The sequence below is a fragment of the Changchengzhania lutea genome (genome assembly GCF_006974145.1).
Lineage (GTDB): Bacteria > Bacteroidota > Bacteroidia > Flavobacteriales > Flavobacteriaceae > Changchengzhania > Changchengzhania lutea.
Genome location: NZ_CP039456.1, coordinates 1,563,478 through 1,588,588 on the forward strand (window position 1 = coordinate 1,563,478; position 25,111 = coordinate 1,588,588).

25 protein-coding genes are annotated in these 25,111 nt (G+C 33.7%); 1 reads left to right on the forward strand and 24 read right to left on the reverse strand.

What is annotated here, in order from left to right; genetic code table 11:
* Positions 1 to 8: 8 nt before the first annotated feature.
* The 22 genes from FAF07_RS07285 to FAF07_RS07385 all read right to left on the reverse strand — a co-directional run bounded on the left by FAF07_RS07285 (position 9) and on the right by FAF07_RS07385 (position 22,180).
* Complete coding sequence (locus FAF07_RS07285) at positions 9 to 890, reverse strand: adenine nucleotide alpha hydrolase family protein (RefSeq protein WP_142784473.1); 882 nt, start codon at positions 888 to 890, stop codon at positions 9 to 11.
* A 79-nt stretch (positions 891 to 969) separates the two neighbouring features.
* Entirely contained in the window at positions 970 to 1,992 is a 1,023-nt protein-coding gene (gene pseI, locus FAF07_RS07290; RefSeq protein ID WP_142784474.1) for a pseudaminic acid synthase, read from the reverse strand.
* Positions 1,979 to 3,460 (reverse strand): UDP-2,4-diacetamido-2,4,6-trideoxy-beta-L-altropyranose hydrolase, encoded by a 1,482-nt coding sequence (pseG, locus tag FAF07_RS07295; protein WP_142784475.1) that lies wholly within the window; start codon positions 3,458 to 3,460, stop codon positions 1,979 to 1,981. Before pseG ends, pseI begins: the two co-directional genes overlap by 14 nt.
* Before the next feature lie 5 nt (positions 3,461 to 3,465).
* Positions 3,466 to 4,245 carry an imidazole glycerol phosphate synthase cyclase subunit gene (locus tag FAF07_RS07300; protein WP_142784476.1) on the reverse strand — a complete coding sequence of 260 codons (780 nt, stop codon included), beginning with the start codon at positions 4,243 to 4,245 and terminating at the stop codon, positions 3,466 to 3,468.
* Complete coding sequence (hisH, locus tag FAF07_RS07305; protein ID WP_142784477.1) at positions 4,232 to 4,852, reverse strand: imidazole glycerol phosphate synthase subunit HisH; 621 nt, start codon at positions 4,850 to 4,852, stop codon at positions 4,232 to 4,234. The genes FAF07_RS07300 and hisH overlap by 14 nt, the downstream gene beginning before the upstream one ends.
* Positions 4,852 to 6,009, reverse strand: coding sequence for an N-acetyl sugar amidotransferase (locus tag FAF07_RS07310; protein WP_142784478.1), 1,158 nt, complete (start codon positions 6,007 to 6,009; stop codon positions 4,852 to 4,854). The genes hisH and FAF07_RS07310 overlap by 1 nt, the downstream gene beginning before the upstream one ends.
* A gap of 12 nt (positions 6,010 to 6,021) precedes the next feature.
* Positions 6,022 to 6,714, reverse strand: coding sequence for a pseudaminic acid cytidylyltransferase (pseF, locus tag FAF07_RS07315; RefSeq protein WP_142784479.1), 693 nt, complete (start codon positions 6,712 to 6,714; stop codon positions 6,022 to 6,024).
* A 15-nt stretch (positions 6,715 to 6,729) separates the two neighbouring features.
* Positions 6,730 to 7,353 carry a pseudaminic acid biosynthesis-associated methylase gene (locus tag FAF07_RS07320; protein ID WP_142784480.1) on the reverse strand — a complete coding sequence of 208 codons (624 nt, stop codon included), beginning with the start codon at positions 7,351 to 7,353 and terminating at the stop codon, positions 6,730 to 6,732.
* 20 nt (positions 7,354 to 7,373) lie between these two features.
* Positions 7,374 to 8,519, reverse strand: a complete 1,146-nt coding sequence (pseC, locus tag FAF07_RS07325; RefSeq protein ID WP_142784481.1) for a UDP-4-amino-4,6-dideoxy-N-acetyl-beta-L-altrosamine transaminase — start codon at positions 8,517 to 8,519, stop codon at positions 7,374 to 7,376.
* Positions 8,519 to 9,538: a UDP-N-acetylglucosamine 4,6-dehydratase (inverting) gene (pseB, locus tag FAF07_RS07330; protein ID WP_142784482.1), complete on the reverse strand. Its 1,020-nt coding sequence runs from the start codon at positions 9,536 to 9,538 to the stop codon at positions 8,519 to 8,521. The genes pseC and pseB overlap by 1 nt, the downstream gene beginning before the upstream one ends.
* Before the next feature lie 292 nt (positions 9,539 to 9,830).
* Entirely contained in the window at positions 9,831 to 10,355 is a 525-nt protein-coding gene (locus FAF07_RS07335; RefSeq protein WP_246067800.1) for a polysaccharide biosynthesis protein, read from the reverse strand.
* Between the two features lie 5 nt (positions 10,356 to 10,360).
* The gene (locus FAF07_RS18850) at positions 10,361 to 10,618 is read right to left on the reverse strand and encodes a polysaccharide biosynthesis protein (RefSeq protein WP_246067801.1); all 258 of its coding nucleotides are present in this window, start codon (positions 10,616 to 10,618) and stop codon (positions 10,361 to 10,363) included.
* Between the two features lie 729 nt (positions 10,619 to 11,347).
* On the reverse strand, positions 11,348 to 12,460 hold the full coding sequence (locus FAF07_RS07340) for a GDP-L-fucose synthase family protein (RefSeq protein WP_142784483.1): 1,113 nt from the start codon (positions 12,458 to 12,460) through the stop codon (positions 11,348 to 11,350).
* Between the two features lie 92 nt (positions 12,461 to 12,552).
* The gene (gene gmd / locus FAF07_RS07345; protein ID WP_142784484.1) at positions 12,553 to 13,671 is read right to left on the reverse strand and encodes a GDP-mannose 4,6-dehydratase; all 1,119 of its coding nucleotides are present in this window, start codon (positions 13,669 to 13,671) and stop codon (positions 12,553 to 12,555) included.
* Between the two features lie 12 nt (positions 13,672 to 13,683).
* Complete coding sequence (gene rfbD / locus FAF07_RS07350) at positions 13,684 to 14,511, reverse strand: dTDP-4-dehydrorhamnose reductase (protein WP_142784485.1); 828 nt, start codon at positions 14,509 to 14,511, stop codon at positions 13,684 to 13,686.
* Positions 14,512 to 14,521: 10 nt separating this feature from the next.
* A complete protein-coding gene (gene rfbC, locus FAF07_RS07355) occupies positions 14,522 to 15,070 on the reverse strand; it encodes a dTDP-4-dehydrorhamnose 3,5-epimerase (RefSeq protein WP_142784486.1) in 549 nt (182 codons plus the stop codon).
* A 4-nt stretch (positions 15,071 to 15,074) separates the two neighbouring features.
* A complete protein-coding gene (gene rfbA, locus FAF07_RS07360; protein WP_142784487.1) occupies positions 15,075 to 15,932 on the reverse strand; it encodes a glucose-1-phosphate thymidylyltransferase RfbA in 858 nt (285 codons plus the stop codon).
* Positions 15,933 to 15,948: 16 nt separating this feature from the next.
* Positions 15,949 to 16,995, reverse strand: a complete 1,047-nt coding sequence (gene rfbB / locus FAF07_RS07365) for a dTDP-glucose 4,6-dehydratase (protein ID WP_142784488.1) — start codon at positions 16,993 to 16,995, stop codon at positions 15,949 to 15,951.
* 1 nt (position 16,996) lies between these two features.
* Entirely contained in the window at positions 16,997 to 18,079 is a 1,083-nt protein-coding gene (locus FAF07_RS07370) for a hypothetical protein (RefSeq protein ID WP_142784489.1), read from the reverse strand.
* Positions 18,080 to 18,090: 11 nt separating this feature from the next.
* A complete protein-coding gene (locus FAF07_RS07375) occupies positions 18,091 to 19,779 on the reverse strand; it encodes a DUF6909 family protein (RefSeq protein WP_142784490.1) in 1,689 nt (562 codons plus the stop codon).
* 38 nt (positions 19,780 to 19,817) lie between these two features.
* The gene (locus tag FAF07_RS07380; RefSeq protein WP_142784491.1) at positions 19,818 to 21,311 is read right to left on the reverse strand and encodes a GH3 auxin-responsive promoter family protein; all 1,494 of its coding nucleotides are present in this window, start codon (positions 21,309 to 21,311) and stop codon (positions 19,818 to 19,820) included.
* On the reverse strand, positions 21,311 to 22,180 hold the full coding sequence (locus FAF07_RS07385; protein ID WP_142784492.1) for a M23 family metallopeptidase: 870 nt from the start codon (positions 22,178 to 22,180) through the stop codon (positions 21,311 to 21,313). Before FAF07_RS07385 ends, FAF07_RS07380 begins: the two co-directional genes overlap by 1 nt.
* A gap of 117 nt (positions 22,181 to 22,297) precedes the next feature.
* Here FAF07_RS07385 and FAF07_RS07390 point away from each other — a divergent pair, with 117 nt between their 5' ends.
* Positions 22,298 to 22,480, forward strand: a complete 183-nt coding sequence (locus tag FAF07_RS07390; RefSeq protein ID WP_142784493.1) for a Sec-independent protein translocase subunit TatA/TatB — start codon at positions 22,298 to 22,300, stop codon at positions 22,478 to 22,480.
* Between the two features lie 72 nt (positions 22,481 to 22,552).
* Here FAF07_RS07390 and FAF07_RS07395 read toward each other — a convergent pair whose 3' ends face one another.
* The gene (locus tag FAF07_RS07395) at positions 22,553 to 23,524 is read right to left on the reverse strand and encodes a DUF4837 family protein (RefSeq protein WP_142784494.1); all 972 of its coding nucleotides are present in this window, start codon (positions 23,522 to 23,524) and stop codon (positions 22,553 to 22,555) included.
* Between the two features lie 22 nt (positions 23,525 to 23,546).
* Positions 23,547 to 25,100 (reverse strand): LysM peptidoglycan-binding domain-containing protein, encoded by a 1,554-nt coding sequence (locus FAF07_RS07400; RefSeq protein WP_142784495.1) that lies wholly within the window; start codon positions 25,098 to 25,100, stop codon positions 23,547 to 23,549.
* Positions 25,101 to 25,111 lie beyond the last annotated feature (11 nt).

Below are 25,111 nucleotides of genomic sequence, written 5' to 3' on the forward strand. Positions count from 1 at the left end.
TATGTGAATTAAACATATACTCTTTTCCCAATTGCTATTTGAGAACAACCTACCGCATACGCACCAGATTTAAAATCTGTTGAATCACTAAAATGATTGCCAATGAGTTCCCAACATATCAGACCTATTCGATCAGCATTTTTCCAAAATTTTATTTTATCTGATATCTCTTTAATCATTATTAATCCTCTAACCCCGTTTGAGCACATTTGACCTAAAATAAACGTTTGAAATGGATGTGATAAATTTTCTGTAGACAACTTTGTTAATAATTTCATTACTTTATCATTAAGAGAAAAAGAGACATTATCAAAACCGCTATCTAACCAATTTTTCCAGTTTTTCAACCCATAGTCTGTATAGAAAATTGGAGGCCAAGTAACCGTTAATGGATTCATACCATATTTACACTTTAAAACATGTGCTTGATAAGCACTATCCTTACCTCCACTTCCTGACACCAAGCAATCATAAGAGCCATCATTTTTCCTATGTTTATCAAGTAATTTCACAAATTCTTCTTCTCTCATTCCCCAATCAATATTATCTTTGATTTCAGCAGCTCTACAAGCATCAAACACCCCCTCTTGATCAAAGTTAAGTGTTGTTTTTTTACTATCCTTTGTGTGTTTAAACTCAATAACTGACGCTAGTCGCTGATTCGACATAATACACTTCGTGCAAAATTTCACTTCTTGAGGTAAGTCGTAAAAAGTTTGATGTTTTTGTTTTCTGACATTATAATAAACTGTTAATTGTAGCCCAGTTTCTATAAATTGATATTCCTTTTTCCATTTCTTTATATTATGATTATCACTTCGAAAAGTAATTCCTTCTCTCAAAATAACAACCTTTACAGTACAATCTTGTTCCTTTATTAATCTATTCATCACACCCTTCCTCCAACCCCAAGTAATTCACCATCTGGATGAGCCACAATCAACAACATTATTTTATTATTAAAATCCATTATTTTTGATTTATCATCTCTATTGATAGTGGAGTACCTCTTAACACTTCTTGATTAAATAATTTTCCTAGTATTTTACTATAATACTTAGGGTGCAATCCATAACCTGGTCTAATAGATCTTATGTTTTCTTTAGTAATAATATCTCCTTCTTTAACATCTTGGGTTACAAATAAAGAGCGAGAAAACTCACGACTTTTGTTTTTTTTATCCGTCATTTCATAGTCTACTTTTCCCATTAGTTTTTCGGTTAAACGAACAGCATCTACCATTTGCTTAAATTCTGATTCGTCTAAAGAGAAATGAGCATCTGCTCCTCCAATATTCTTATTTAATATAAAATGTTTTTCTATCATCTTAGCACCTAAAGCTACAGCAATCATTGGAGTTTCTATGCCCATGGTATGATCTGATAAGCCTGAATTCAATCCAAATCTTTGAGCAATATCCTCAATAGTTCGCAAATTGGCATCTTCTGGGACAGCTGGATATGCTGATGTGCATTTTAAAATAGTTATATCATTATTCCCAACCGATTTACAGGCTTCAATGGCGAGTTCAATATCTTCAATGGTTGCAATGCCTGTTGAAATGATCATGGGTTTCATCTTTGAAGCCATGTATGTAATTAATGGAATATCCGTGATTTCAAAAGAAGCTACTTTATAAATTGGCGTGTTTAAATCTTCCAAAAAATCAACGGCCGTTTTATCAAATGGTGACGAAAAACAAACCAGTCCTTCTTCTTTTGCTAAACTGTACAACTCTTTATGCCATTCCCATGGCAAGGATGCCTCTTTATACAAATCGTATAAATATTGGCCATCCCAAGCGGTACCTTGTTTAATCTTAAAATCATCTGTTTTAACATTTAACGTGATCGTATCTGCTGTGTAGGTTTGCAATTTTATGGCATCGGCTCCTGCGCGTTTAGCGGCTCTTACCGTTTCTTTTGCTATTTCTAATTTGCCACCATGGTTTGCAGATAGTTCTGCAATAATAAAGCACTTATTCTTTGACATCTTTTTTTTCCAATTTATAAACAAAACTTGGCATTTCTTTTACGGGTTCTTTTTTATAAAAATCGTAGCCTGCACTTTCAAATGCTTTTATTGATGCTTTGTTCCCTTCTTTAATATAGGCAAAAATAGGAAGATGATTTTGTTTAAAATAATATTTAGCCGATTCACTTAAAAATGAAGGCGACAATTTTTTTCCTCTAAATTTTTCGGAAACCAAAACCCCAATTATGGTATGGTCTTCTTTAATTTCATAGCGAACAACACCTGCTGGTTGATTATCAAATAAAGCAATTAAAAAAAGTGTTTTGTCCCCATTTATTTTTTGGTTAAACCACTTTTCGTGATTAGCCAAATCAATTTCTTTAGTATTGTATGAATTTTGTCTGACTAACGGATCGTTAGACCAGTTATAAACCAATAGCATATCTTCTTTTGTGGCTTTTCTGAAAGTAACCAAAAAGTCGTTTAGGAGTTTTATAAACCTGTTTGAACTCTGTCCGTCAAACAATTTTTGCTGTGCTTTTAAATAATGGCCAAGCTGCTTTTGATTAATAATGATATTGAGTTTAGTTTTAAAATCCTGAACCGTAGAGGTTGATAAATCTCCAGCTCCTTCAATTGCTCCTTTTTGCAAAAGCGCGTTATACATACTTATTTGGTTATCTACGAAATAACCAGACAATATGGGCATTTTCACAGTACACAGTTCGTAAACTATGGTGCTTGAGGGTGCAACGGCCAAATCGCAAGACTTCATTAAATTACAAAGCGCATGTTCATCTAAGTTTCTATATAATTTAATTTGCGTATTTTGGGTTGCTAATGCTTCAATATCTGAATGTTTATACGCTGCTCCCAAAACCACATGAATGCTTTTTATTTTTTCTGTTTCAAGCAATGCTTTAGTTGCTTTATAACTTAAATCTAAGGCATCGGCACCACCAAAACATACAAAAGCATTGGTTGTACCATTAATGTGCCTTTCTGATTGAGCTGCTTTAACAAATAATGGTCTTAAAATAGCATATTCTGTACCTAATGCGAAACGTGTATATGGCTGTACTTGATAGTTTGATGGCTCTACATTGGCAGCATGATTAACTATTACATCTGCATATAATTTGCCTTCAACTAAATCATCAATATAGATTAAATGATATCCATAATCTTTTAATTGCTTATGATAGTCGCTTTTAAATTGATAACCATCAGCAATAATTAAGTGTTCTGAAGGGTTGAAATTTTGATGAAGCCATAATGGTTCATCGTTTATAGTTATGTCTTCAGGAACTAAGAAAATGTGGTAATCTTTAGGAAAAATAGTTTTAGTTGAAGATGCCTTGGTAACAAATATAAATTGGAACTGTTTTTTGTAAATCTCAACTAGAGCAAAGAGTCTGTATAAATGTCCTAAGCCAGTATTGCCGTCCCCATCTGCTCTAAACAATATCTTTTTTTGACCGGGCATTTTTACTAATTTTTAGGAATAAACATTTTTTCTACAATACGCACAGGTTTTCCAACACTGGCAATTGCTAATTTAATATCACGCGGCGTGTATTGCGTAAAATGAAAAATACTTGCTGCGGCCACAGCTTCAATATGGCTTTTTGAAAATAACTCTTTAAAATGATCTAAATTTCCAGCACCTCCTGCAACGACTATAGGTACGTGTATAATTTTTTCAACTTTATTAACCAGTTCAATATCAAAACCGTTCATCATTCCATCGTTATTGACTGAGGTTAAAATAATTTCTCCGAAGTTATATGATTTTATATCCTCGAGGAATACAAATAAATCTATGGTTTTTTTTAATCTATTGTATAAATAATACTTACCATCATCTTGTTTAAAAGCATCTATAGCTAATGTTATGCATTGATTTCCGAATACCTGAGACGCTTTATTAATAAATTCGGGGTCTTCTATAATTTTGCTTTTAAGAACCACTTTATCGGCACCTATTGCCAATAAATCATGTATGTCTTCAATAGTTTTTATACCACCACCTAATGCAACAGGCATAAAACACTCGTTAATGATAAGTTTTGCTAACTGCAAATTCATTTTACGGTTTTTGTCGGAAGCATAAATATCTAGAAAGACTAATTCGTCAACATTTCGAGAGTTATAAACTTTAGTAGCTTGTACAGCATTTCCAACCATTCTTGGGTTTCGTGCAAAACCTTTGGTTTTTACTAATCCGAAACCATTAAAAGTTAAAATGGGTATCACTCTACACTTTAGCATACTTCTCTAAAATTTTTCTTAATAAAATCATGCCTTCATCTTGGCTTTTTTCTGGATGAAACTGCATCGCGTACATATTATCCTTTTGAAGTCCTGCAACCAATTCACCATCATAATTTACCCACATGGTAACATCCTTTGGGTTTTTAGCATTGAAATGATAACTATGAATAAAATAATAATCAAGATTATCAAATTCACTATAAAACGCATCCGATACATCCGTTTTTATAGTGTTCCACCCTAAATGAGGCACTCTATGTCCGTTTTTAGGAACAATTTTAATAACATCACCTTCTATCCAGCCCAATCCCTTTATGTGCTCAGGTTCGTTTCCATAAGATGCTATTAACTGCATTCCTAAACAAATGCCTAAAAATGGTTTTTTATTCACAAGCACTTCGTTAGTTAAAAACTCTACCAAACCTAACTCGTTAAGGTTTTCCATCCCTTTCTTAAAAGAGCCAACTCCTGGGAGCAAAATAAAATCTGCTTTTTTTAATTCATCTTGGTCATTTGTTATAATACTTTGGTAACCGAGCTTTTTCAATACTTTTTGTACTGATGCCACATTACCCATTCCGTATTTTACAATTGCTATTACCATTATTCTATTTGGAAATTTCTTATCAAGTTTCCTTTGCTGTCTTTTTCAAAAACGCCATCATCATTCATTTTGAATAATACTGGATTGGTGTAAGAATCAATAACTGCATCAATCTCTTGTTTGGACATTCCAGAATATTCCTGAAATGCTTGGATGGCAATTTTTGGGTATTTTCCATCATATTGATTTACCAAATTCTTGGCTTCCTCTCTAGTAAGTCGTTTGTTTCTGATATCAATATTTGCATGATCAGTGGCGCGACCAAATCCATATTTTACAAATTTGAGATAATCGTGCAAGCTGCACAACTGTTCATCAATATTTTCGTAATCGGTATAAGTGCCTTCAACCGGCCCATCTTCTTTAACTTTAAAACCATGTTGCTTGACAATTTTCAACTGTTTTCTTGCGTCCCAAAAGAAATAGTGGCCTAAAAATAAACTTGTTACGCCTACTTTTTCCAATTCTTCTTCAGATGGATAAAAATAAGGTGTTAATTCCTTTGCTGTCAATCCTTCCACACCGATCATGTCTTGAATCCTATTCCCTAATAGTCCTCCAAACTCTTCTAACCATCTTCTAGTCAATTTATTATTCTCTATACTTTCTAATGGGCCACCATATTCTTGCTGTGAATTTTCTCCCCAGATAATTAAAGGAATTTTGAATTTTACGGCGATGTTTATTGGAATGGTAAAAATGCCTATGTGGTTTGGCCACATCTCATCTCCAACTCTTATAAAGCCTTCTTTTACCATTGCTTTATATGCTTTATGGTTCTTCTTGAAGTGAATGACATCAATTCCCATTTTAGAAATATTGTCAAGATTTTGATGCCCAACTTCAGTAACCATGGTGGTTTCAAAACACACACAAAGCGGATTCATCCCACACACTTCTTTCATAAAGTACGCCTGGTAAGTAGAATCCTTTCCGCCACTTACTGGCACCAAGCAATCGTAACCAATTTCGTCGTTGTTTAATTTAAAGTGATCAATAATTGTAAAAAAATCTTTTTTACGTTGTTCCCAGTCTATGCCAACATCTTTCGCTTCAGCAGCGATACAGGCTGAACACACGCCTTCTTCATTAAAATGTAAATCTGGTTTTGTTTCTGGAAATAGACAACGCTTGCAATATTTTACTTCTATACTCATTATTCTTTTCTTTTACTTTATAAATTTGAGTTGATATTTTAATTCGGCCAACTGCCAATCAATTTCATTATCAATATCTTGACCTTCGCTTTCAGAAATCTCTATAATTCCCGAGTTTGTAGTCCATAATTTTCTATGCTGGAACAGTTCGTTGGTTTTAAAAAAATAAAACTGCCCTGCGTCATGATAAGCTGTTTCCATGTCTTGAGAACGTGTTAGTTCATGCTCTGGTTGTAGCAGGGTCATTCGTTGATTCTTATCCATTATTAAGGCCTTTTGTATCGCCGTACCATAACGGATTACTGGAAATACAGTAGCAAACTTCTTTGCATTGAGCAATTTATTAGCTTCTTTTAATTTTTCAACAGTCGTTAAAGGTGATGTAGCATAAAAACAGCAACCTTCATCAAAACTCATTCCCAACTTCTCATAGTCTCCAATGACTTCTTCAATGACTTCAAATGTTGTCGCAAAATCATTTGAGTTCTTTTCGCTTCTCATAAAAGGTACTTTTGCACCATGATTCAAGGCTATATTGGCAATTTCCTTATCATCGGTTGACACCATTACCTCATCAAATAAATTTGAATCCAATGCTGTTTGGATAGAATAGGTTATGATGGGTTTTCCTAAAAAGTCTTTACTGTTTTTTTTAGGAATCCGTTTACTTCCTCCTCTAGCTGGTATGATGCAAACTCTTTTCATTAAATTGTTCTCCGTTTATATTTTTTCCATTAAAAACCATGTAATGTCATCTTGAGGGAAGGCTGGATCGCGACGATATGCAAATCCATAATCTATCAACTTCACGTCTTTGTAGGTATCTAAAAATTCTCCTGCAAAATCTCTTTTAAACAATCTATCAGAATGTCCTCTGTAAGGTATTGCGACAGGTGAAGGGTTATAGTATTCTGCAATTAATATGTACTTTGAAGACGACTTATAGAGTTTATCATAAACTGTTGGTAACATATCTGGGTTGATGTGAATCAAAACACCTTTGATCAAGGACAATTCCACTTTTTCACCCACTGGAGCGTCATAAATTGACCCATTAAATACATTTTCTTGTCCAATAATCGTAGCCAATTGCTTGCTTGCTGTTTCGTTGATTTCAACCCCTTTTAGTTGAATTGAAGGGTATAAAAGTTTGAATGCTTTCATATTCATCCCAATATTGGCACCAAATTCTCTACAAGAATTAATCTTATCTGCCTTTTGTAGGCACTTTGTGAAAAATACAAGGTTTGATGCTAATAGTTGCGCTCCTTTATTTCTATCAATATAGTCATTCCCAAATTCTGTGGCCCAAAATTTTTCTTGCTCCGTTTTAAAATCTCCCATGGTATTAAAATATTAATTTGTTATTTAGATAAAAATTCTATAACCTTATGTATTACTATTTCTTGTTCAACATTGGTTAAACTAGGATACATAGGCAAACTTATACATTTAGAATAATAGGCTTCTGAATTTCTTAAGCTGGCACTTCCATATCCAATCTCTTTATAATATGGCAGTGTATGTACTGGTATATAATGTATTTGAGCAAAAATATTATGGGCTTTTAAAAAATCATAAAGCCCTTTTCTGTCATTAACTTCTATTACAAATAAATGATGCGCATTACAAGTTCCGTTTGGTAAGCTTTGGTATTTTAATTTGTTCTGAAACGCTTTTTTGTAATTATCTGCGATCTCATTTCTTTTTTTTACACCTGCCTCATTCTTGGCAAGTTGCGTAATACCCAGAGCAGACTGTATATCGGTTAATCTATAATTAAAACCAAGATCTTGCATTTCGTAATACCATCCACCATGATTTTCTTCCATATTATCTTTAGTAATACCATGGGTTCTTAGCAAAGAAATTTTCTTATATAATTTTTCAGAATTTGTAGTTATCATACCGCCTTCTCCGCAAGCAATATGTTTTACTGGATGAAATGAAAATATGCCAATATCTGCATAATTACCATTGCCGCACATTTGCTTATTGCTTTTTGAGTCTGTAAAATAGCCCCCTGGAGCATGGCAAGCATCTTCAATTATCCATAAATCATTTTCATCCGCCAAGGCTCTAAATGCCTCTAGATTTACTGGTAAACCGGCAAAATCTACTGGAATTATTCCTTTAAAAAATCCTTTTGGTTTGCTTTCAATAAGTTTTCTGGTTTTTTCTAGAGATAACAAATAAGTATCTGTATCGATATCTGCAAACCAAACTTCTCCACCTGCATATCTAATACAGTTAGCCGATGCCGCAAATGTAATAGGCGTGGTTATAACACGTTCTTCTTCCTTTAATCCTAAAGCTAATACGGCAAGATGTAAACCGGAAGTAGCATTGTTTACAGCTACTGCATATTTAGACCCAACGTATGTTGCAAAGGCATCTTCAAATTCCTTAACTTTTGGTCCTTGAGTTAAAAAATCGGCAGAAAGCGTTTTTACAACCGCATCAATATCGTCTTGCTCTATATTTTGTTTTCCGTAAGGTATTACTTTCATTATACTATGAAGTTAGAATCGACATGTTCTTTTATCAAATTTCTAAGGCTTTCAATGGTCTCCCATTCATCGTTATCTCCAGAATTATAACTAAATCCTAATGGTGCTTTTTTAGCATTAAAGGTTTTAACGAAATCTTCTATGCTCCATTTGTGAGTTGCAGGAAGTATGGTATAGTATTTCCCAAGATCATAAGTATAAAAAGAATCTGAAGGAGTAATCATCTCCTCATGCACTTTTTCACCTGGTCTTATTCCTATAACTGGCTTTTCACAATTTGGTCCAATTGCTTCAGCTACGTCCATGATTTTATATGATGGGATTTTAGGAACAAATAACTCACCTCCCCATGCATGTTCTAAGGCATGCATAACCATATCTACCCCACCTTGTAATGAAATATTAAAACGTGTCATGTTAGGGTCGGTTATAGGCAACGTGTTTTCTTCCTTCTTTTTATTGATGAAAAAGGGGATAACAGAACCATTAGACCCCATTACATTTCCATATCTAACAACCGAAAACCTTATTGGGTTTTCTCCTTTAATGTTATTGGCAGCAATAAACAATTTATCTGATGTTAGTTTGGTAGCTCCATAAAGATTTATTGGCGCACAAGCTTTGTCTGTTGATAAGGCAACCACACGTTCTACTTTGGTCTTAAAGCAAGCATCCACAACATTTTCTGCCCCTCCTATATTAGTTTTAATACATTCATCTGGATTATATTCAGCAATGTGCACATGCTTCATTGCTGCTGCATGTATTACATAATCAACACTTTGAAATGCTCTTACCAATCTTTCTTTATCTCTAACATCTCCAATAAAATAACGTATTTGAGGATATTGGTTACTTGGATACTCTTGAGCCATTTGGAACTGTTTTTGCTCGTCTCTTGAGTAAATTATTAATCTTTTTACTTCTGGGTACTTTGTTAAAATATGAGAAGTGAGTGCTTTTCCTAGAGAACCTGTTCCTCCTGTTATTAAAATAGATTTTCCTTTTAAGTTAAACATAAATATGTGTTTTCAAATATATTTAGTAAGTCGTGTTTCGTCGTCGTGCGAAAGTAATATAATTCTTTGTTTTATAAAGTTTTAATTTACCAACAATTTTTATTTTTTACTTTTTAAACACTCCTTGTTTCCTTTATAAAAACACAAACATCAGTTAAATCTTATATCGAAATAAATTTCCTAAACAACATAAGTTCCATATAATCAATTAAAAATCGATAATTTATGTTTTATTTCAGGTTAAGCGCAGTCGAAACCTTTAAAATTTATCACTATTGTCCGATAAACATTTTTAAAAGCGGGATTTACTTAAACCAATTTGATTTTTGAAATTTTCTAATTTTAGTTGGTCGAAGCCTGCTTCATTTTTTATAATACCTAGATTTTCAAAACAATCTATATCTAATATCTCATTATCGGTATAAAACTCCTCAAAATCTTTTTCTCCTGTAGTATCACTGGCTGTAAATAAACAAGGCCATTTCTTTTGCGCCATCAAGTCTTCCACGCTATTTGGCTTCTTCTTCGGTTTCACACAAATAAGTTTAATATCATTTGGCGCCACAATAGGTTGTTTCTTTAAAATTCTTTGATTAAAACCGTGTAATAAAGAGCCATCTGAAAAAGCAACATTGGCAAAACGAGCAGTGGAAATTATTATTTGTTCACTTTTACGCATCAAATACATTTCCATAATTCTCTCGGAAGCTCCCATCATATTGACTGGATTGGCCGCTTTATCGGTAGAAACACAAAAATATTTTTTGGACCCGTTTTTCAATAGATTGTTGTAAAGTTTTTTCGGTATTGAAAACATTCACATCAATCATTCGCATTAAAGTAAAGGGGTCTTTTAGAACTTCTCAAATCCCGAACCAATTCCACCATGTTATTCTCACTAATATCGACAATATGTAACTTAGGTGAATTACGCTTGAATATTTCTTTAGTAACGGCCTGACCTATAGAGCCAGCTCCGCCAAGCACCAAAAAAGAAGAGTTTGACAGAATACTTTTAAGTTCATTTTCATACTTATTAATATCAAACAATCTATTTTTTCTACCAATTAAGTTTAACATATTTACAATCTATATCGTTTTATACATAGTCACATTTATTCTAATTGTATACAGGATAATCAGCTAACTTATAGAACTACCATTGACATTATTATTAAGTAACTGATTTACAAATTATTAACTACTGTCTGGTCGAGCGCAGTCGAGACCTTTTTAAAACCTCTCGACTGCGCTCGAGGAGACATTACGTCATTCCCTCCGCTTGAGATTTTTTTTGGTCTCAGGTCTCAGACTGACACTTAACTTAATGACATTGAAATAAGCTATCCTTATACTTTTCTATGTCATCCAAAGAAAATGTAATTCAAATGTATTGTCAATCATTTTGAAATTCATTTGATATTAAAAATATAAACATCTTTTATATGAGTTCTAAAAAAACTCCCATAAATATAATGATATGGATAATAAAAGCAACGAAATATGGACGAATTTCAGCCGTTTTTTAGGAAATAGAAAAAGTCAAGATGAGTTCATAGTTTATTCTAATGTCTATTAACCGTTCATCAATTATTTTTAATTTAATATCACTCTACATCATTACTTTTATCAAACTTCATAAACCCTAATTTATAATCCTAACCTAATTTTGTTTATATTTTTGTTGAATTATCAATTAACAAATAAATTTCAGTAGGTCTAAAATATTTAACATCAACGGCAAGTTTTTCTGTTCCTATTTCTATTTGGCATTCAGTATTCAGGCAAGCTCTTTCATACTCTCTTTTATTAATTATTCTCTATATTTAAGTACCAATCATATATTTTTATCACTCCATCTTCTAAACTAACTGTATATTTCCATCCTAATGCATTTAGTTTAGAAACATCTGTCAATTTTCGCATGGCCCCATCGGGTTTTTCAGTATTAAAAACCAAAGTTCCTTTAAACCCAATTGTTTGTTTTATTGTTTCAGCTAATTCTTTTATTGAAATATCTTTTCCTGTACCAATATTAATATGAGTATTTCTAATTTCTTGCTGATCATCAGAGAATGTTTCATTAAAATCTCTATTTTCCATTAAAAATACACAGGCATCTGCCATATCTTCACTCCAAAGAAATTCTCGTTTTGGTCTCCCAGACCCCCAAATTTCAACAGCCCCCTCTGCGCTCGCATCTCCCCCAAAAGGGGAGAAATATATTCCGTATTTAGCTAAAACAATAACAATTTCTTTTTCGCTACTATTAACATCTATACCAGATATCGGATTTTTATTTAAATCTTCTTTTATCAATTTCCAGTTATTCTCAGATAATAACTTTGCCAAATGGATTTTTCTAATTAAGGCAGGTAAGACGTGTGATCTTTCAAGGTCAAAATTATCATTAGGTCCATACAGATTAGTAGGCATCACCGAGATAAAATTAGTACCATATTGCAAATTATAGCTTTCACACATCTTGATCCCTGCTATTTTGGCAATAGCATAAGGCTCATTGGTATATTCTAAAGTTCCTGTTAACAGATACTCTTCCTTCATTGGTTGAGGTGCGTTTTTAGGGTAAATACATGTGCTTCCTAAAAACAATAACTTTTTCACGTTGTGAGTATAGCTTTGATGAATCACGTTATTTTGAATCATGATATTTTCATAAATAAAATCTCCTCTATACAAATTATTAGCGACAATGCCTCCCACTTTTGCTGCTGCTAAAAACACATAGTCTGGTTTTTCGTCTTCGAAAAAAGTAGCCACCGTTGTTTGATTTGTTAAGTCTAATTCCTTGTGTGTGCGAGTAACAATGTTATTGTAGCCCTTGCTTTGAAGGTTTTTTAAAATTGCACTTCCAACGAGTCCTCTGTGTCCAGCTATATAGATTTTAGAATCCTTATCCATAAATGTATTCCTGTATCATCTTAATTTTTAAATTCTTCACATCTATAAACAGATTGCTTCAGTCATTCTTCCTTCGCAATGACATTGATTATTTATTCGAAATAATTTTCAATTCTATAACCCCCATCCTTCAGGTACTGCTGTTTTTCCATAAGGTTTATATCACTTTCCATCATGTCTTCAATCAAACCGGCTAAATCATATTTTGGAATCCACCCTAATTTTTCTTTTGCTTTACTGGCATCTCCAATCAACAAATCTACTTCTGTTGGTCTAAAATATTTTTCATCAACAGCCACAACTTCTTTTCCCATTTCTATCTGATATTTAGGGCTCATACATGTTTTAATATATCCTTTCTCATTAACGCCTTTCCCCTTAAAATCAAGTTCTATGCCTACGTGAGCAAAACACATTTTAACAAAATCACGTACAGTTGTTGTTTTACCTGTTGCAATTACCCAATCTTCTGGTGCATCGGCCTGAAGAATCATCCACATCATTCTAATATAATCTTTAGCATGCCCCCAGTCTCTTTGAGCATCTAAGTTTCCTAAAAATATCTTTTCTTGTAGTCCTAAAGCAATTTTAGCTGTGGCTCTAGTAATTTTACGTGTTACAAAGGTTTCTCCACGTATTGGTGATTCGTGATTAAATAAAATGCCATTACACGCATACATGCCATAAGCTTCTCTGTAATTTACCGTAATCCAATAAGCATACATTTTTGCAACTGCATATGGACTTCTAGGGTAAAAAGGAGTCGTTTCTGTTTGTGGGACTTCTTGCACCTTGCCGTAAAGTTCTGAGGTTGAAGCTTGGTAAATTCTAACTTTTTTTTCTAAACCTAATAATCTAATGGCTTCCAATAGTCTTAATGTTCCAATCCCATCGGCATTAGCAGTATATTCTGGCATTTCAAAAGATACATACACATGACTCATGGCTGCCAAATTATATATTTCATCTGGTCTTACTTCTTGAATAATTCTAGTCAGGTTTGTACTATCCGTCATATCGCCATAATGAAGAAAAAAACTTTGGTTTTCCACATGGGGATCTTGATACAAATGATCTATCCGATCTGTATTAAACATTGAAGATCTTCTTTTAAGACCATGAACTTCATACCCTTTTTTTAAGAGGAATTCACTTAGATAAGCTCCATCTTGTCCTGTTACACCAGTAATTAATGCTACTTTTTTCTTCATTCTATATATGAATTAATACGATAAAACTGAGTTCTTAGGTCGCTTTGCAAAAGTACTATAATTGCTAGCTTTGACAAGAATTGTTTTGTTTTTTAAATTATTCTCTGACAGAATTTGTTTTGCAAATTCGTACCAAGTCATTTCTCTAGAATCGCAATAGTGCTTAATTCCAAAATCTATTGATTTACTCGTAATTAAATTAATGATGTAATTAGCTAAGTTCTCAGTATTTGTTGGACACCCTACCTGTTCTGTTGTAATTGAAAGCTCCTTCTTAGTTTCTGCTAAGTTCAATATCGTGCGGTAAAAATTTTTACCATATTTCTTGCTATACAACCAAGAGGTTCTAACAATAAAAAAGGATTCCATTATTTCTTGAATATGTTGCTCTCCTAACAATTTCGATTTGCCATATTCACTAATTGGATTTGGTATATCATCTATTGTATAAGGTGTTTTCTTTTCTCCATCAAATACATAATCTGTTGAAATGTGGATTATAATAACATTGTTTTCTTTACAAGCCCTAGCTAAGTTTTTTACAGCTTCTGCATTAACCTTAAAGGCAATTTCTGGAGTTTTCTCTGCTTGTTCTACATTTGTATATGCCGCACAATTTATACAATAATCAAACTTGTTCTCTTTAAAAAATGATTCTACAAGGTCTTCGCTGGTAATATCTAATTCTGATTTGGAGACAAATTTAAAATCCAAACCTGATGTATTTTCAGAATAAAGCTCTTGAATGGTTTTTCCTAGTTGACCATTAGCTCCAGTAACTAGTATAGTTGTTGGTTGTTGGTTGTTGGTTGTTGGTTGTATATAGTCGTCTTTAATCATTTACAGAAATCTAGTCAAAATTTAAATTTTGAAATAAAGGAAGTTTTAAATCTTTATCTGAAATAATAAGTTTATCATTCGGGAAATCCCAATCTATATTCAGTTCTTTATCATTAAAAATGACGCCAGACTCAGATGCTTTATTGTAATAATTATCACATTTGTAAAAAAAAATGGTATTATCCTCTAAAGTCAAAAAGCCATGAGCAAAACCCTTTGGTATATAGAGCTGTTTTTTACTTAAATCGTCTAGAATGAGGGAAAAGTGTTTACCAAATGTTGGAGACTCTTCTCTAATGTCGACACAAACATCTAAAACTTTACCTTTTATGACACCAACTAATTTTGATTGCGCACTTTTACCTGTTTGAAAATGTAAACCTCTTAAAACACCCTTCGATGATTTTGATATATTATCTTGAACAAAACTGGTCTGAACCCCTGTTTCTTTTTCAAATTCACGTTTATTAAAATTTTCTAAAAAAAAACCTCTTTCGTCTTCAAAAACGTTTGGTTTAATCACAAAACTCCCTTTCAAGTATGTTTCTTCAACTATCATTTTATTATATTAATTGTTGAAGATAGTCTCCATAACCGCTCTTAAGTAATGGCTCAGCGAGTCTGATAAGTTGTACCTTATCTATAAAGCCCATATTGTAGGCGACCTCTTCAATACATCCGATTTTCTGACCTTGACGCTCCTCTATAACTTGAACAAACTGAGATGCTTGCATCAAGGACTTGAACGTTCCAGTATCTAACCATGCCGTACCTTTATCTAAAATTTCAACGCTCAGTAATCCTTTATCGAGGTATACTTTGTTTATATCTGTTATTTCTAATTCCCCTCTTGAACTTGGTTGAATACCTTTAGCAATTTCGACTACTGAATTATCATAAAAATAAATACCAGGAACTGCATAATTGGATTTTGGCTGCTTAGGCTTTTCTTCAATTGATATTGCTTTTTTGAAGGAATCGAATTCCACTACACCGTAGCGCTGCGGATCCTGAACATGGTAAGCATAAATTATCCCCCCATCTGGATTTATATTCGATTGCAAAATTTCATTTAGACCTGAACCATAAAAAATATTATCTCCTAAAATTAGAGCCACACTATCTTGTCCTATAAAATCTTCTCCAATAATGAAAGCTTCTGCTAAACCTTTTGGTTCTTCTTGTACTGCGTACTCAAACCGACACCCATAATCATCCCCATTTCCTAAAAGCTCTTTAAATAAGTGTAAATCTTTTGATGTAGAAATAATTAGCACCTCTTGTATTCCTACCGACATTAAAGTTGTTAAGGGATAATATATCATGGGCTTATCATAAATAGGCATGAGTTGTTTGCTAACCACTTTTGTAAGTGGAAACAACCTAGTTCCTGAACCGCCTGCTAGTATAATTCCTTTCATTATTGTTTGAATTGCCTTAATTGTATTGTTTCTCGTAGTAAGACTGGTATTGTCCGCTTATAACATTATTTAACCATTCTTCATTACTTAAGTACCATTTTACTGTTTTTTCTAAACCCTGTTCGAATGTAACCGAAGGCATCCAACCTAACTCATTTTTTATTTTAGAGGCATCAATAGCGTATCTCAAATCATGTCCTGGCCGATCTTTTACAAAAGTTATCAATTCCTCCGAAGCTCCGTTTTTTCTTCCTAATTCGACATCCATTTTGCGGCAAAGCAACTTGACCAAATCTATATTCTTCCATTCGTTAAAGCCTCCAATATTATATGTCTCTTTATTTTTTCCTTTATGAAAAACTAAATCTATGGCTATGGCGTGGTCTTGCACATATAACCAATCTCTCGTATAATTTCCATCACCATAAACCGGTAAGGCTTTATTATTAATAATGTTATTAATAAAAAGCGGAATTAATTTTTCTGGAAATTGGTTTTGCCCATAATTATTTGAGCAATTGGTTATAACATAAGGCATTCCATAAGTTTCTCCGTAGGCCCGAACAAAATGATCTGAACTTGCTTTTGAAGCTGAATATGGTGAATTTGGATCATAAGATGTGGTTTCGATAAACAAACCTGTTTGCCCTAAACTTCCATAAACCTCATCGGTACTTATATGATAAAATAATTTATTATCAAAATCGTCTTTCCAAGTATTCTTGAAGGCATTTAAAAGTACCATCGTACCAATAACATTCGTTTTTACAAAAGCCAAAGGGTCTTCTATTGACCTGTCTACATGAGACTCTGCAGCAAGATGAATAACACTATCAAATTTATGTTTTTTAAAAACACTATTCACAAACTCACTATCATTAATATCTCCTTTTATAAAAGAATAATTGGGCTTATTTTCTATATCCTTTAAATTCTCTAGATTACCAGCATAGGTTAAGGAGTCTAAGTTATAAATGTCATAATTTGGGTATTTATTCACGAATAGTCTAACTACGTGTGACCCTATAAATCCTGCGCCTCCTGTTATTAAAATATTCATAATATTATTTTCTATAATTCAAATGAGTCTGTTGGTGCTTTAAATAGTTGCCTAAATCTTTAAGCCCAAAGACCACAAGTGTTATGCTAAATAAAAGCATAGGCAATATATATGTCTTTTTTTCATGCCATTCCGTTATATCGTAGCCTGTTGAAGGGAAACCAGAGACAACATTCACAATGTTTTGTTGTTTTACTAAAGCACTATCTATTTCCCTTCTTTGGTCTTCATATCGCAAGCGCTGTTGAAGAATTTTTGATTCATCTACAATCAGGCTATTTTGTTCTGCATTGCCCATGTATAAATTAGTCCCCGCCCCGGACAGAGGTGTCTTATTAGATTCATTAATCCGAATTTTTAAATACTGAGACGCTAAGGAATCTGTTTTTTGTACTTGCTGAAGCAAGACTGTATCTCGTTTTTTTAAAATCTGTTGATTGACCTTTGCCAGTTCCTTTAAATACTCATTGTCTGAAATTTCTTTAACAAATACGTCTTGAATTTTTTTATATATAAATTTATCGGTGGAGGCTACACCTATAATGTGTGTTTTGTAATTATATGAATTTAATGATTTTTTATAATCATCATATACCATAGTTAATTGTGAAATCGAATCTAAACTGTTATAAAATTTAGAATACAATTCCATGATATAGTTTTCATCAACATCGGGTTGAACATAAAACCCTTTTAATTTTGCAGCTTCATTTGGACTTATCTTTAAATACTCAGCAAGTTGCAGAGTGTCTTTATCTATCTTTGCCAGTTGATGAAATTGCCGGATATTTTCATACACTTGGCGTGCTGAATCGAAATTGGTTTCTATATACATATTAGCCCCGTACAATTGATCAGATTTACGATCTAGAATGACACCAATAACAAGACCTAAGAAGACGGCACCTACGTACCATATAAAGCGTTTGTAAAAGTGAAGCATCAAGATTAAAATAAGTTTGTAAATTCCTATAAAAACACTTCCTATAAACTTAAAAAGCCTATCAAAGGCATTACCAATAAGCTTAAATAATTGTCCTAAATCTACTTCTTCAGATTGCTGTGGTTGTGGCAATTCTTTACTCATAATTATAATTATTAATTAAATATCTGTTCTAATATCGTTCGCGTGATTAAATAGGTTGGTCTGACGCCTGAGGTTCCCAGACCTCCTGATGCTAAAGTACCCCCCGTTTCTAGCGGATTATCACTAGCGTAATAGGCATACCTAACTTTAACATCTGGACTAATACTGCCTCTAACCTTTGAGGCGGCTTGTATAGCCTTTTGGTAATGTGCTCCCTCCATTTCTAAACCTATAACACTCCATGTTGAATTGTGGAAAAATTTTAGTATGTCCTTATTCTGTAATGATGTCCCTAAAACCGTAATCATCGAGCCCTCATAAACATTTACACCTTGATTTTCTAAATCTTCTTTTTTTAATTCGTTATGAAACGGGTAATTATCTGCGGTTCCTTCAAAAATATGGGCCGAAGGAATCATAATGTCCCCTTTTCCGCCTTCAAGTATACCTGCTTTTCCCATAATGGAAACAGACTCCACATTCAAATGTAGTTTCTTTCCTTTCTTTTTATAAGGCTTCAGCAATTCATCAATGGTTTCATAAGCCTGCTCACCAAAAGCATAATCCATGACTAAAATTATGGGCTTCTTTTCTTTAATTATAGTTTCATTAACCTTGATATCGAGCTTTTTAATATCAATTAGATCTGTGTCAAATATTTGAACATCAATATTAGTTCCAGACGCATCCTTTATATAAATCATGCCGCTTCCTAGGGCTTCCTTATTTACTTTGTGTCTTAAATCGTTGTTCTTATTCGAACTTAAGGCCTCATACACCTGAAAGATATCTTTTTTCGTGGTTAACGCTTTAAGGGCATTGGGCGAATATAACGTGTTCATCACACTATGCATATTAGCACTTATAATGTGGATTGGACGATCTAGAAGGTCATTATTGAATAAGGTTTCCTTTATCGCATCTGCCCAAATTTCACCATGAATGTGATGCCCTAATCTTTCGCGTAATACAGGGCTAAAAGTTATAGTTCGTTTATTATTACTAATTTGCTCTTCAATAGCCAGTTTACCCAACCAATACACGATATGTAATAGACGCTCAGTCTGTGTTGGTGTAGAAAAATCGGCATAAACACTTGATAGTTCATTAAAGGTTCTCCCTAAAATATTGGCCGTATGTGTTATGGCTACTTCACGCTCTTGCTGCGTTAATTTCTTTTTAGATAAAACGGCCTTTTCCAGTTTAATCCAATCTCTTGTAGTGGCACCATCTTCATTAATGATAACACGTTTACTAATTTTATGGGACTCTACAAAAAGAAAGGTAAGGTGGGTTAAAATATCGTAAATCTCAGATCGTCCACGAGTGATCTCAATATTCATTTGCTCATCATCAATTCGATAACAATTACGACGCCTTTTTTCTGGAATAATAGGTTTGAAATGCGAATTAGAATACCCTTCATCACTTGTTAAATTAATAAAAGTGCATTCTTCAATACCAGTGGGCAGTCTATCAATAACGTAAAGCAAACCCTCTAATTCAGCTTTTTCATCCCCTATAGACCCATATATTTCAGGGCGCAAGAGCAGGAGGGACTCTCTCAGGGTTTCGCCCGAAATACCCATAGGTTTATAAAATCCTCTATTGAATAAATGACGCATGGTAATGTACATTCTTTCAATGGCATTTGTACTCTCTTGCGCTCTCGTTCTTCCATGATGTTTTATACGACCCATACACTAATTTTAATCGCTCAAAGATAGTATTATTTGATTTAATATACGTGTGAAAAACCTTCGGCGATTTTTCTGTCATTAGACAGTCTTGGCATTTTATTTTGTCCTCCTAATTTTCCAATAGATTTCATGTAATTTTGAAAACCTCCATTTTGGACTTTAGTTATTTTAAGTGGTTGGAGCACCTTGCCCTCAATTAAATCTAAATAATAACTGTTTTGGTTTTGGAGTGATTCGTCTATTTTTTTCGCTAAAGCGGAAAGGTTTTTAGGTTCATTTTCAAATTCTATAAACCACTCATGATACGGCAGACCTTCTACTGGATTAATTTGAGGTGCTACGGTAAACTCTGAAACCCTGACATCTGAATTCAATGTGGCTTCGTGCATCGCCTGCTCGACTTCTTTACCAATAACATGTTCGCCAAAAGCTGAAATAAAATGTTTTATTCGTCCTGAAACGATAACACGATATGGTTTTGTTGAAGTGAACTGAATGGTATCGCCTATATTATAGGCCCAAAGACCGGCATTTGATGATATAATCATGACATAATTGACTCCTATTTCTACATCTTCAATGGTCATCCGTTTTGGCTTGTCGTTAAAAAACTCATCTGCCTTTACAAATTCGTAAAATATGCCAGATTTCAATTGGAGTAACATGCCTTTTTTATCTTGCTTATCTTGAAAAGCAAAGAAACCTTCACTGGCAGGATATAATTCAAGACTATCCACCTTTCGTCCTATGAGGTTTTCAAACTTTGCTCGATACGGTTCGTAATTAACACCCCCGAAAATAAACAGGTTGAAATTTTTGAATACTTCTCCAACTTTTTTACCCGTTTTCTCATTAATTTTTTCAAAATACATTTGGACCCAGGATGGGATTCCTGAAATGACAGTCATGTTTTCTGGCACTGTTTCTTCAACAATAGCATCTACTTTAGTTTCCCAATCTTCAATACAATTCGTCTTCCAAGATGGCAACCTGTTTTTTTGAAGATATTTGGGTACATAATGTGCCACAATTCCCGAAAGTCGCCCCAATTGAATACCATGTTCTTCTTTTAAAATCGGACTTCCCTGTAAAAAAATCATTTTCCCACTTACAAACTTAGCTTTACCAGTTTCATGAATGTATAGTAGAATGGCATTCCGTGCCGCTTCAATATGACTGGGCATACTTGCACTAGTAATAGGGATGTATTTTGACCCAGAAGTGGTTCCAGAAGTTTTGGCAAAATATAGCGGTTTCTCAGGCCAAAGTATATCCGCTTCTCCAGCAACCATACGCTCAACATAAGGTTTAAGCGCTTCATAATCTCTTATGGGTACACGTTTTACAAAATCCTCATAACTATTGATACTGATAAAATCGTGGTCTTTTCCAAACTGCGTACTTGCTGCTTTACTAATTAAATCCTGAAAAACGGCTTTTTGGGTTTTATGCGGATTATTAGCCCATTTGTACGTGCGCTTATAAATACGTCGTGCAAATAATTTTGCAATTATCGGTTTTAGTAATATCATTATTTGAAATCTATAAAATTAGTTGGGTTAATAGGATAACCATCGTTCCATAACTCAAAATGCAAATGTGGCCCTGTACTAAGTTCTCCTGTATTCCCTGCCGTGGCAATCACTTCGCCAGCCTTTACTAAGTCACCTTGCTCTTTTGTCAAAGCTGCATTGTGCTTATAAACCGATATTAAACCATAACTATGTTCTAAAATGATAACATAGCCCGTGCTTGCCGTCCATTCTGAAAATATAACGATGCCATCTGCTGTGGCTTTGATTGGTGTATCCTCTGCTACAATAATATCAACTGCATAATGCCTGTCTTTCACATTATAGGTTTCACTTATAGTGCCGTTTACAGGTGGGAATAAAATAAAATTAGTTGATGAGGTAGCCGATTCAAATAAATTGTATTTATCTTCTTTATCAATCTTATCGCGTAATAGCGAGTCTTCGGCAATGGGCCTTAAATCTACTTGACTCGCTTCAAGTTTAACGGCTTCAATAATGGAATCCTTATTAATATCTGTGGCGCTAACATTTCCTTTTAGGACTTGCTTAATAGAATTGTAATATAAATCATTAACATTTATAACTTGTTGTAACGAATCTGTTTTGTAGCTTAACTCTGTGGCTTGTCTCTTAAGCGCTGTAGATGAGTAGCCTGGAATATATTCTCTAAGGGGAGTTAAAGCAATAATGGCGTAGGTTATACCTACCAAAATTAAGGCCGATAATGAGACCAGTACAAAAACATTAAGTCTGGTAAGTTTAAAAGACAAGCGTTCTTCAAATGTGTTTTCATTAAGTATTACTAATCGGTACTTATCTAGTAGCTTTCGCTTTATTTTCTTTGGTTCTTTTTTTTTGTCCTTCATGTTGAAACAAAATTAAATAAAAATATGGCAAGACGTATTTGTCTTAACGCTAAAGTTACGCCTAAAACGGTATTATTAAAGTTTAATTATTAACTTTGCTTTTTAAATATGTTGATTATGAGTTTATATATGTTACCATTAGCAATTGGTCCTTGGCAAATAGCTTTAATTGTTGTTATTGTACTGCTTTTATTTGGTGGTAAAAAAATTCCGGAATTAATGCGAGGCTTAGGAAGTGGCATCAAAGAATTTAAAGATGCAAGTAAAGAAGAAGACATTAAAGAAGATAAAAAAGATTAATTTCTTTTCCTTTTGAAAACAAAAAAACCAACGCCAGGCGTTGGTTTTTTTGTTTGTAAATTTACCTATCTGCTATTCAATTTTAATAGATTTGATAATAGATTCCAGTTCGAATATATGATTGCGCTTTTCAACAGAAGGGGCAAAGGCAAAACCTTCAACTACGACCCACCTGTTGTTTATTTTATCTTCAATAGCATAATTAATAAAAGGCCCAGACATAAATGCATTTTTTATATCCCAAAGCCCTTTGGTTTCTAAAGTCGGTTTATTGTCCAAAATAATTTCAGAATGAAACGGGGTATAAGCGTTCTCGGTAATCATGTAAGACCCTTCCGTTGGTCCCGCGATATGCATTTTACCAATAGAGTCTCTAATTTTAATGATTTGACGTACCGTACTGTCAGTCTTTGTAATGGCATCGAAAGGTAACTCATAAATCATCAAGTTTAAAGTACCCGTATTAATATCTCTTCTAATCCAAATGAAATCATCTTCCTCTTTGGCAACCCTGTAGCCGGAATGAAAGTTGATTTTAAGGCCTAATTTTTCTGTTAGCGTTTTAGAATTATATAAGGTTTTTTTAATTAAGCGCTGCTTCTCATAAATTTCAATATTCTTAAATACGTCTACAATTTTAGAAGCATTATCAGAAACTTGCTGAATAATTTCATCTTTATTTTGGCCACTCACAATCACAACGCGTTGGGGTTTGGCATATACATTGTTCTTATACGTTACTCCGGCAGGTTTTCCCATTTCAACTTTTAAAATGGTCCTGCTTTTAGTAATAAATCCATCAAATACACTTGATGGGATTTGATTTATTGAAAAAATGGGTTCGTCTTGTGGCAATCCATAAATAGGCGAGGAGAGTACATTTCTGATAGCTTCACCCACGCGGCCGTCCCACATGGTGTTGTCAATAACGACGGATACATCATTTATTTTACCTGCAGAATCAAAAATAATTCTATCGTTTTTTCCATCGCCGCAAGAGATTAAAGTAAACACAGTAAATACTAGTAAAAGAGTACGTCTCATAATATGATAAGGTTTTTGGAACTTAGCCTTTGGAAATTTTAAGTTTCATTCCTGGTTTTAATTTAGTGCCACTAATATCGTTCCAATCTTTAATATTTTGTACAGAAACTCCAGGAAATTTTTGAGAAATGCTCCATAAAGAATCCCCGTTTTTTACAATGTAGGTCGTTATATTGCCCGCTAACGCTTTTGAAGTTGTTCTTTTGCTTGATGATGATTTAGCGGTAACATGTGGGGTTCTCGGATAAATAGTTAAACGTTGCCCTATTTTCAGATTATTACTTCTAAGGCCATTCCACTTTTTTATTTGGCTTACCCTTACACCATATTTTCTAGAAATTTTCCCCAAGTAGTCACCAGATCTTACTTTATATCTTATTCGGCTTGAAGCGTTAAAAAATTGAGGTAATGGCTTTTCGCGTTTATCAAATTCCGCTTTGGCGTAAGCATAAATTTTTTCTTCATTATTAACAAAACTACCAATCGCTGCATTTGGAAGTCTCAACGTATAGTTTTCTTTTTTAATAAAAGGAATGATATCCAGTTTATAGGAAGGATTTAGAAACTGCAATTCTTCAATAGTCACACCAGTAACTTCTGAAACTTGATCTAAGGTAATCATTTGTTTAACCCTGAGCGTATCCGTTTCAAAAAAGGCCACTTCTGGTTTATACTTTTTAAATCCGTGCGCTTCGGCATATTCAAAAATATACATATTTGCTAAAAACGCTGGTAAATATCCCGCGGTTTCACGCGGTAAATTAGGTCTTATATTCCAATAATTTTGATAACCTCCAGAGCGACGAATGGCCTTTGTAACATTTCCAGGCCCAGAATTGTAGGCGGCTAATGCTAAATCCCAATCGCCAAAAATTTTATAGAGTCTCGCTAAATACTTACTGGCAGCTTCGGTAGATTTGATGGGGTCACTGCGTTCGTCAACATAACTGCTTACATCAAGCCCATACATTTTACCCGTACTGAACATAAACTGCCACAAGCCAGTTGCACCAACCCTTGACTTCGCCCTTGGTTTAAGTGCAGATTCTACAATAGCTAGATATTTTATTTCTAAAGGAATATTATAATTATCCAGTTCACTTTCAAACATTGGGAAGTAAAAAGCGCTTAAGGTCATGAGTTTTTGTAGCGACTTCCTTCTGTGTTTTAAATAGGATTTAATCACGCTTTCTAAAGCAGGGTTATATTCTACATTAAAAGGGGTTCTGGCATCGAGTTCTTTTAACCTAGCTTTAAGTGTGTCTGTGGGTAATTCTGGATAATCAACGGGTTCAAAGGAAAGCTCTGTTACAGATTTGTAAATCGTGTCGAATAAGGTGCTGTTATAAACTTCTAATCGCCATTTCTCGTCAAAAAGCGCTGCCATCTCAAGATCTTTTAAATCTTTTACAGAAGCACTATCTATTTTTGCCCTTATCGTTTGAACAAACGCCGGTTTCCCATCTATTAAAGAATCAGTAATAACGTCATTGACTCCAGGAGTAGGCTCTTTCTCCTGAGAAATACAAACATTAGAAAATAAATAAAATACTATTATTAAAAATCGGAAAACCATAAAATCAATAT

Bases quoted from the DNA above. Each gene is read 5' to 3' on its own strand.
- FAF07_RS07285 (WP_142784473.1), bottom strand. From the start codon at position 890: ATGAATAGATTAATAAAGGAACAAGATTGTACTGTAAAGGTTGTTATT.
- pseI (WP_142784474.1), bottom strand. From the start codon at position 1,992: ATGTCAAAGAATAAGTGCTTTATTATTGCAGAACTATCTGCAAACCAT.
- pseG (WP_142784475.1), bottom strand. From the start codon at position 3,460: ATGCCCGGTCAAAAAAAGATATTGTTTAGAGCAGATGGGGACGGCAAT.
- FAF07_RS07300 (WP_142784476.1), bottom strand. From the start codon at position 4,245: ATGCTAAAGTGTAGAGTGATACCCATTTTAACTTTTAATGGTTTCGGA.
- hisH (WP_142784477.1), bottom strand. From the start codon at position 4,852: ATGGTAATAGCAATTGTAAAATACGGAATGGGTAATGTGGCATCAGTA.
- FAF07_RS07310 (WP_142784478.1), bottom strand. From the start codon at position 6,009: ATGAGTATAGAAGTAAAATATTGCAAGCGTTGTCTATTTCCAGAAACA.
- pseF (WP_142784479.1), bottom strand. From the start codon at position 6,714: ATGAAAAGAGTTTGCATCATACCAGCTAGAGGAGGAAGTAAACGGATT.
- FAF07_RS07320 (WP_142784480.1), bottom strand. From the start codon at position 7,353: ATGGGAGATTTTAAAACGGAGCAAGAAAAATTTTGGGCCACAGAATTT.
- pseC (WP_142784481.1), bottom strand. From the start codon at position 8,519: ATGAAAGTAATACCTTACGGAAAACAAAATATAGAGCAAGACGATATT.
- pseB (WP_142784482.1), bottom strand. From the start codon at position 9,538: ATGTTTAACTTAAAAGGAAAATCTATTTTAATAACAGGAGGAACAGGT.
- FAF07_RS07335 (WP_246067800.1), bottom strand. From the start codon at position 10,355: ATGTTTTCAATACCGAAAAAACTTTACAACAATCTATTGAAAAACGGG.
- FAF07_RS18850 (WP_246067801.1), bottom strand. From the start codon at position 10,618: ATGTTAAACTTAATTGGTAGAAAAAATAGATTGTTTGATATTAATAAG.
- FAF07_RS07340 (WP_142784483.1), bottom strand. From the start codon at position 12,460: ATGGATAAGGATTCTAAAATCTATATAGCTGGACACAGAGGACTCGTT.
- gmd (WP_142784484.1), bottom strand. From the start codon at position 13,671: ATGAAGAAAAAAGTAGCATTAATTACTGGTGTAACAGGACAAGATGGA.
- rfbD (WP_142784485.1), bottom strand. From the start codon at position 14,511: ATGATTAAAGACGACTATATACAACCAACAACCAACAACCAACAACCA.
- rfbC (WP_142784486.1), bottom strand. From the start codon at position 15,070: ATGATAGTTGAAGAAACATACTTGAAAGGGAGTTTTGTGATTAAACCA.
- rfbA (WP_142784487.1), bottom strand. From the start codon at position 15,932: ATGAAAGGAATTATACTAGCAGGCGGTTCAGGAACTAGGTTGTTTCCA.
- FAF07_RS07370 (WP_142784489.1), bottom strand. From the start codon at position 18,079: ATGAGTAAAGAATTGCCACAACCACAGCAATCTGAAGAAGTAGATTTA.
- FAF07_RS07375 (WP_142784490.1), bottom strand. From the start codon at position 19,779: ATGGGTCGTATAAAACATCATGGAAGAACGAGAGCGCAAGAGAGTACA.
- FAF07_RS07380 (WP_142784491.1), bottom strand. From the start codon at position 21,311: ATGATATTACTAAAACCGATAATTGCAAAATTATTTGCACGACGTATT.
- FAF07_RS07385 (WP_142784492.1), bottom strand. From the start codon at position 22,180: ATGAAGGACAAAAAAAAAGAACCAAAGAAAATAAAGCGAAAGCTACTA.
- FAF07_RS07390 (WP_142784493.1), top strand. From the start codon at position 22,298: ATGAGTTTATATATGTTACCATTAGCAATTGGTCCTTGGCAAATAGCT.
- FAF07_RS07395 (WP_142784494.1), bottom strand. From the start codon at position 23,524: ATGAGACGTACTCTTTTACTAGTATTTACTGTGTTTACTTTAATCTCT.
- FAF07_RS07400 (WP_142784495.1), bottom strand. From the start codon at position 25,100: ATGGTTTTCCGATTTTTAATAATAGTATTTTATTTATTTTCTAATGTT.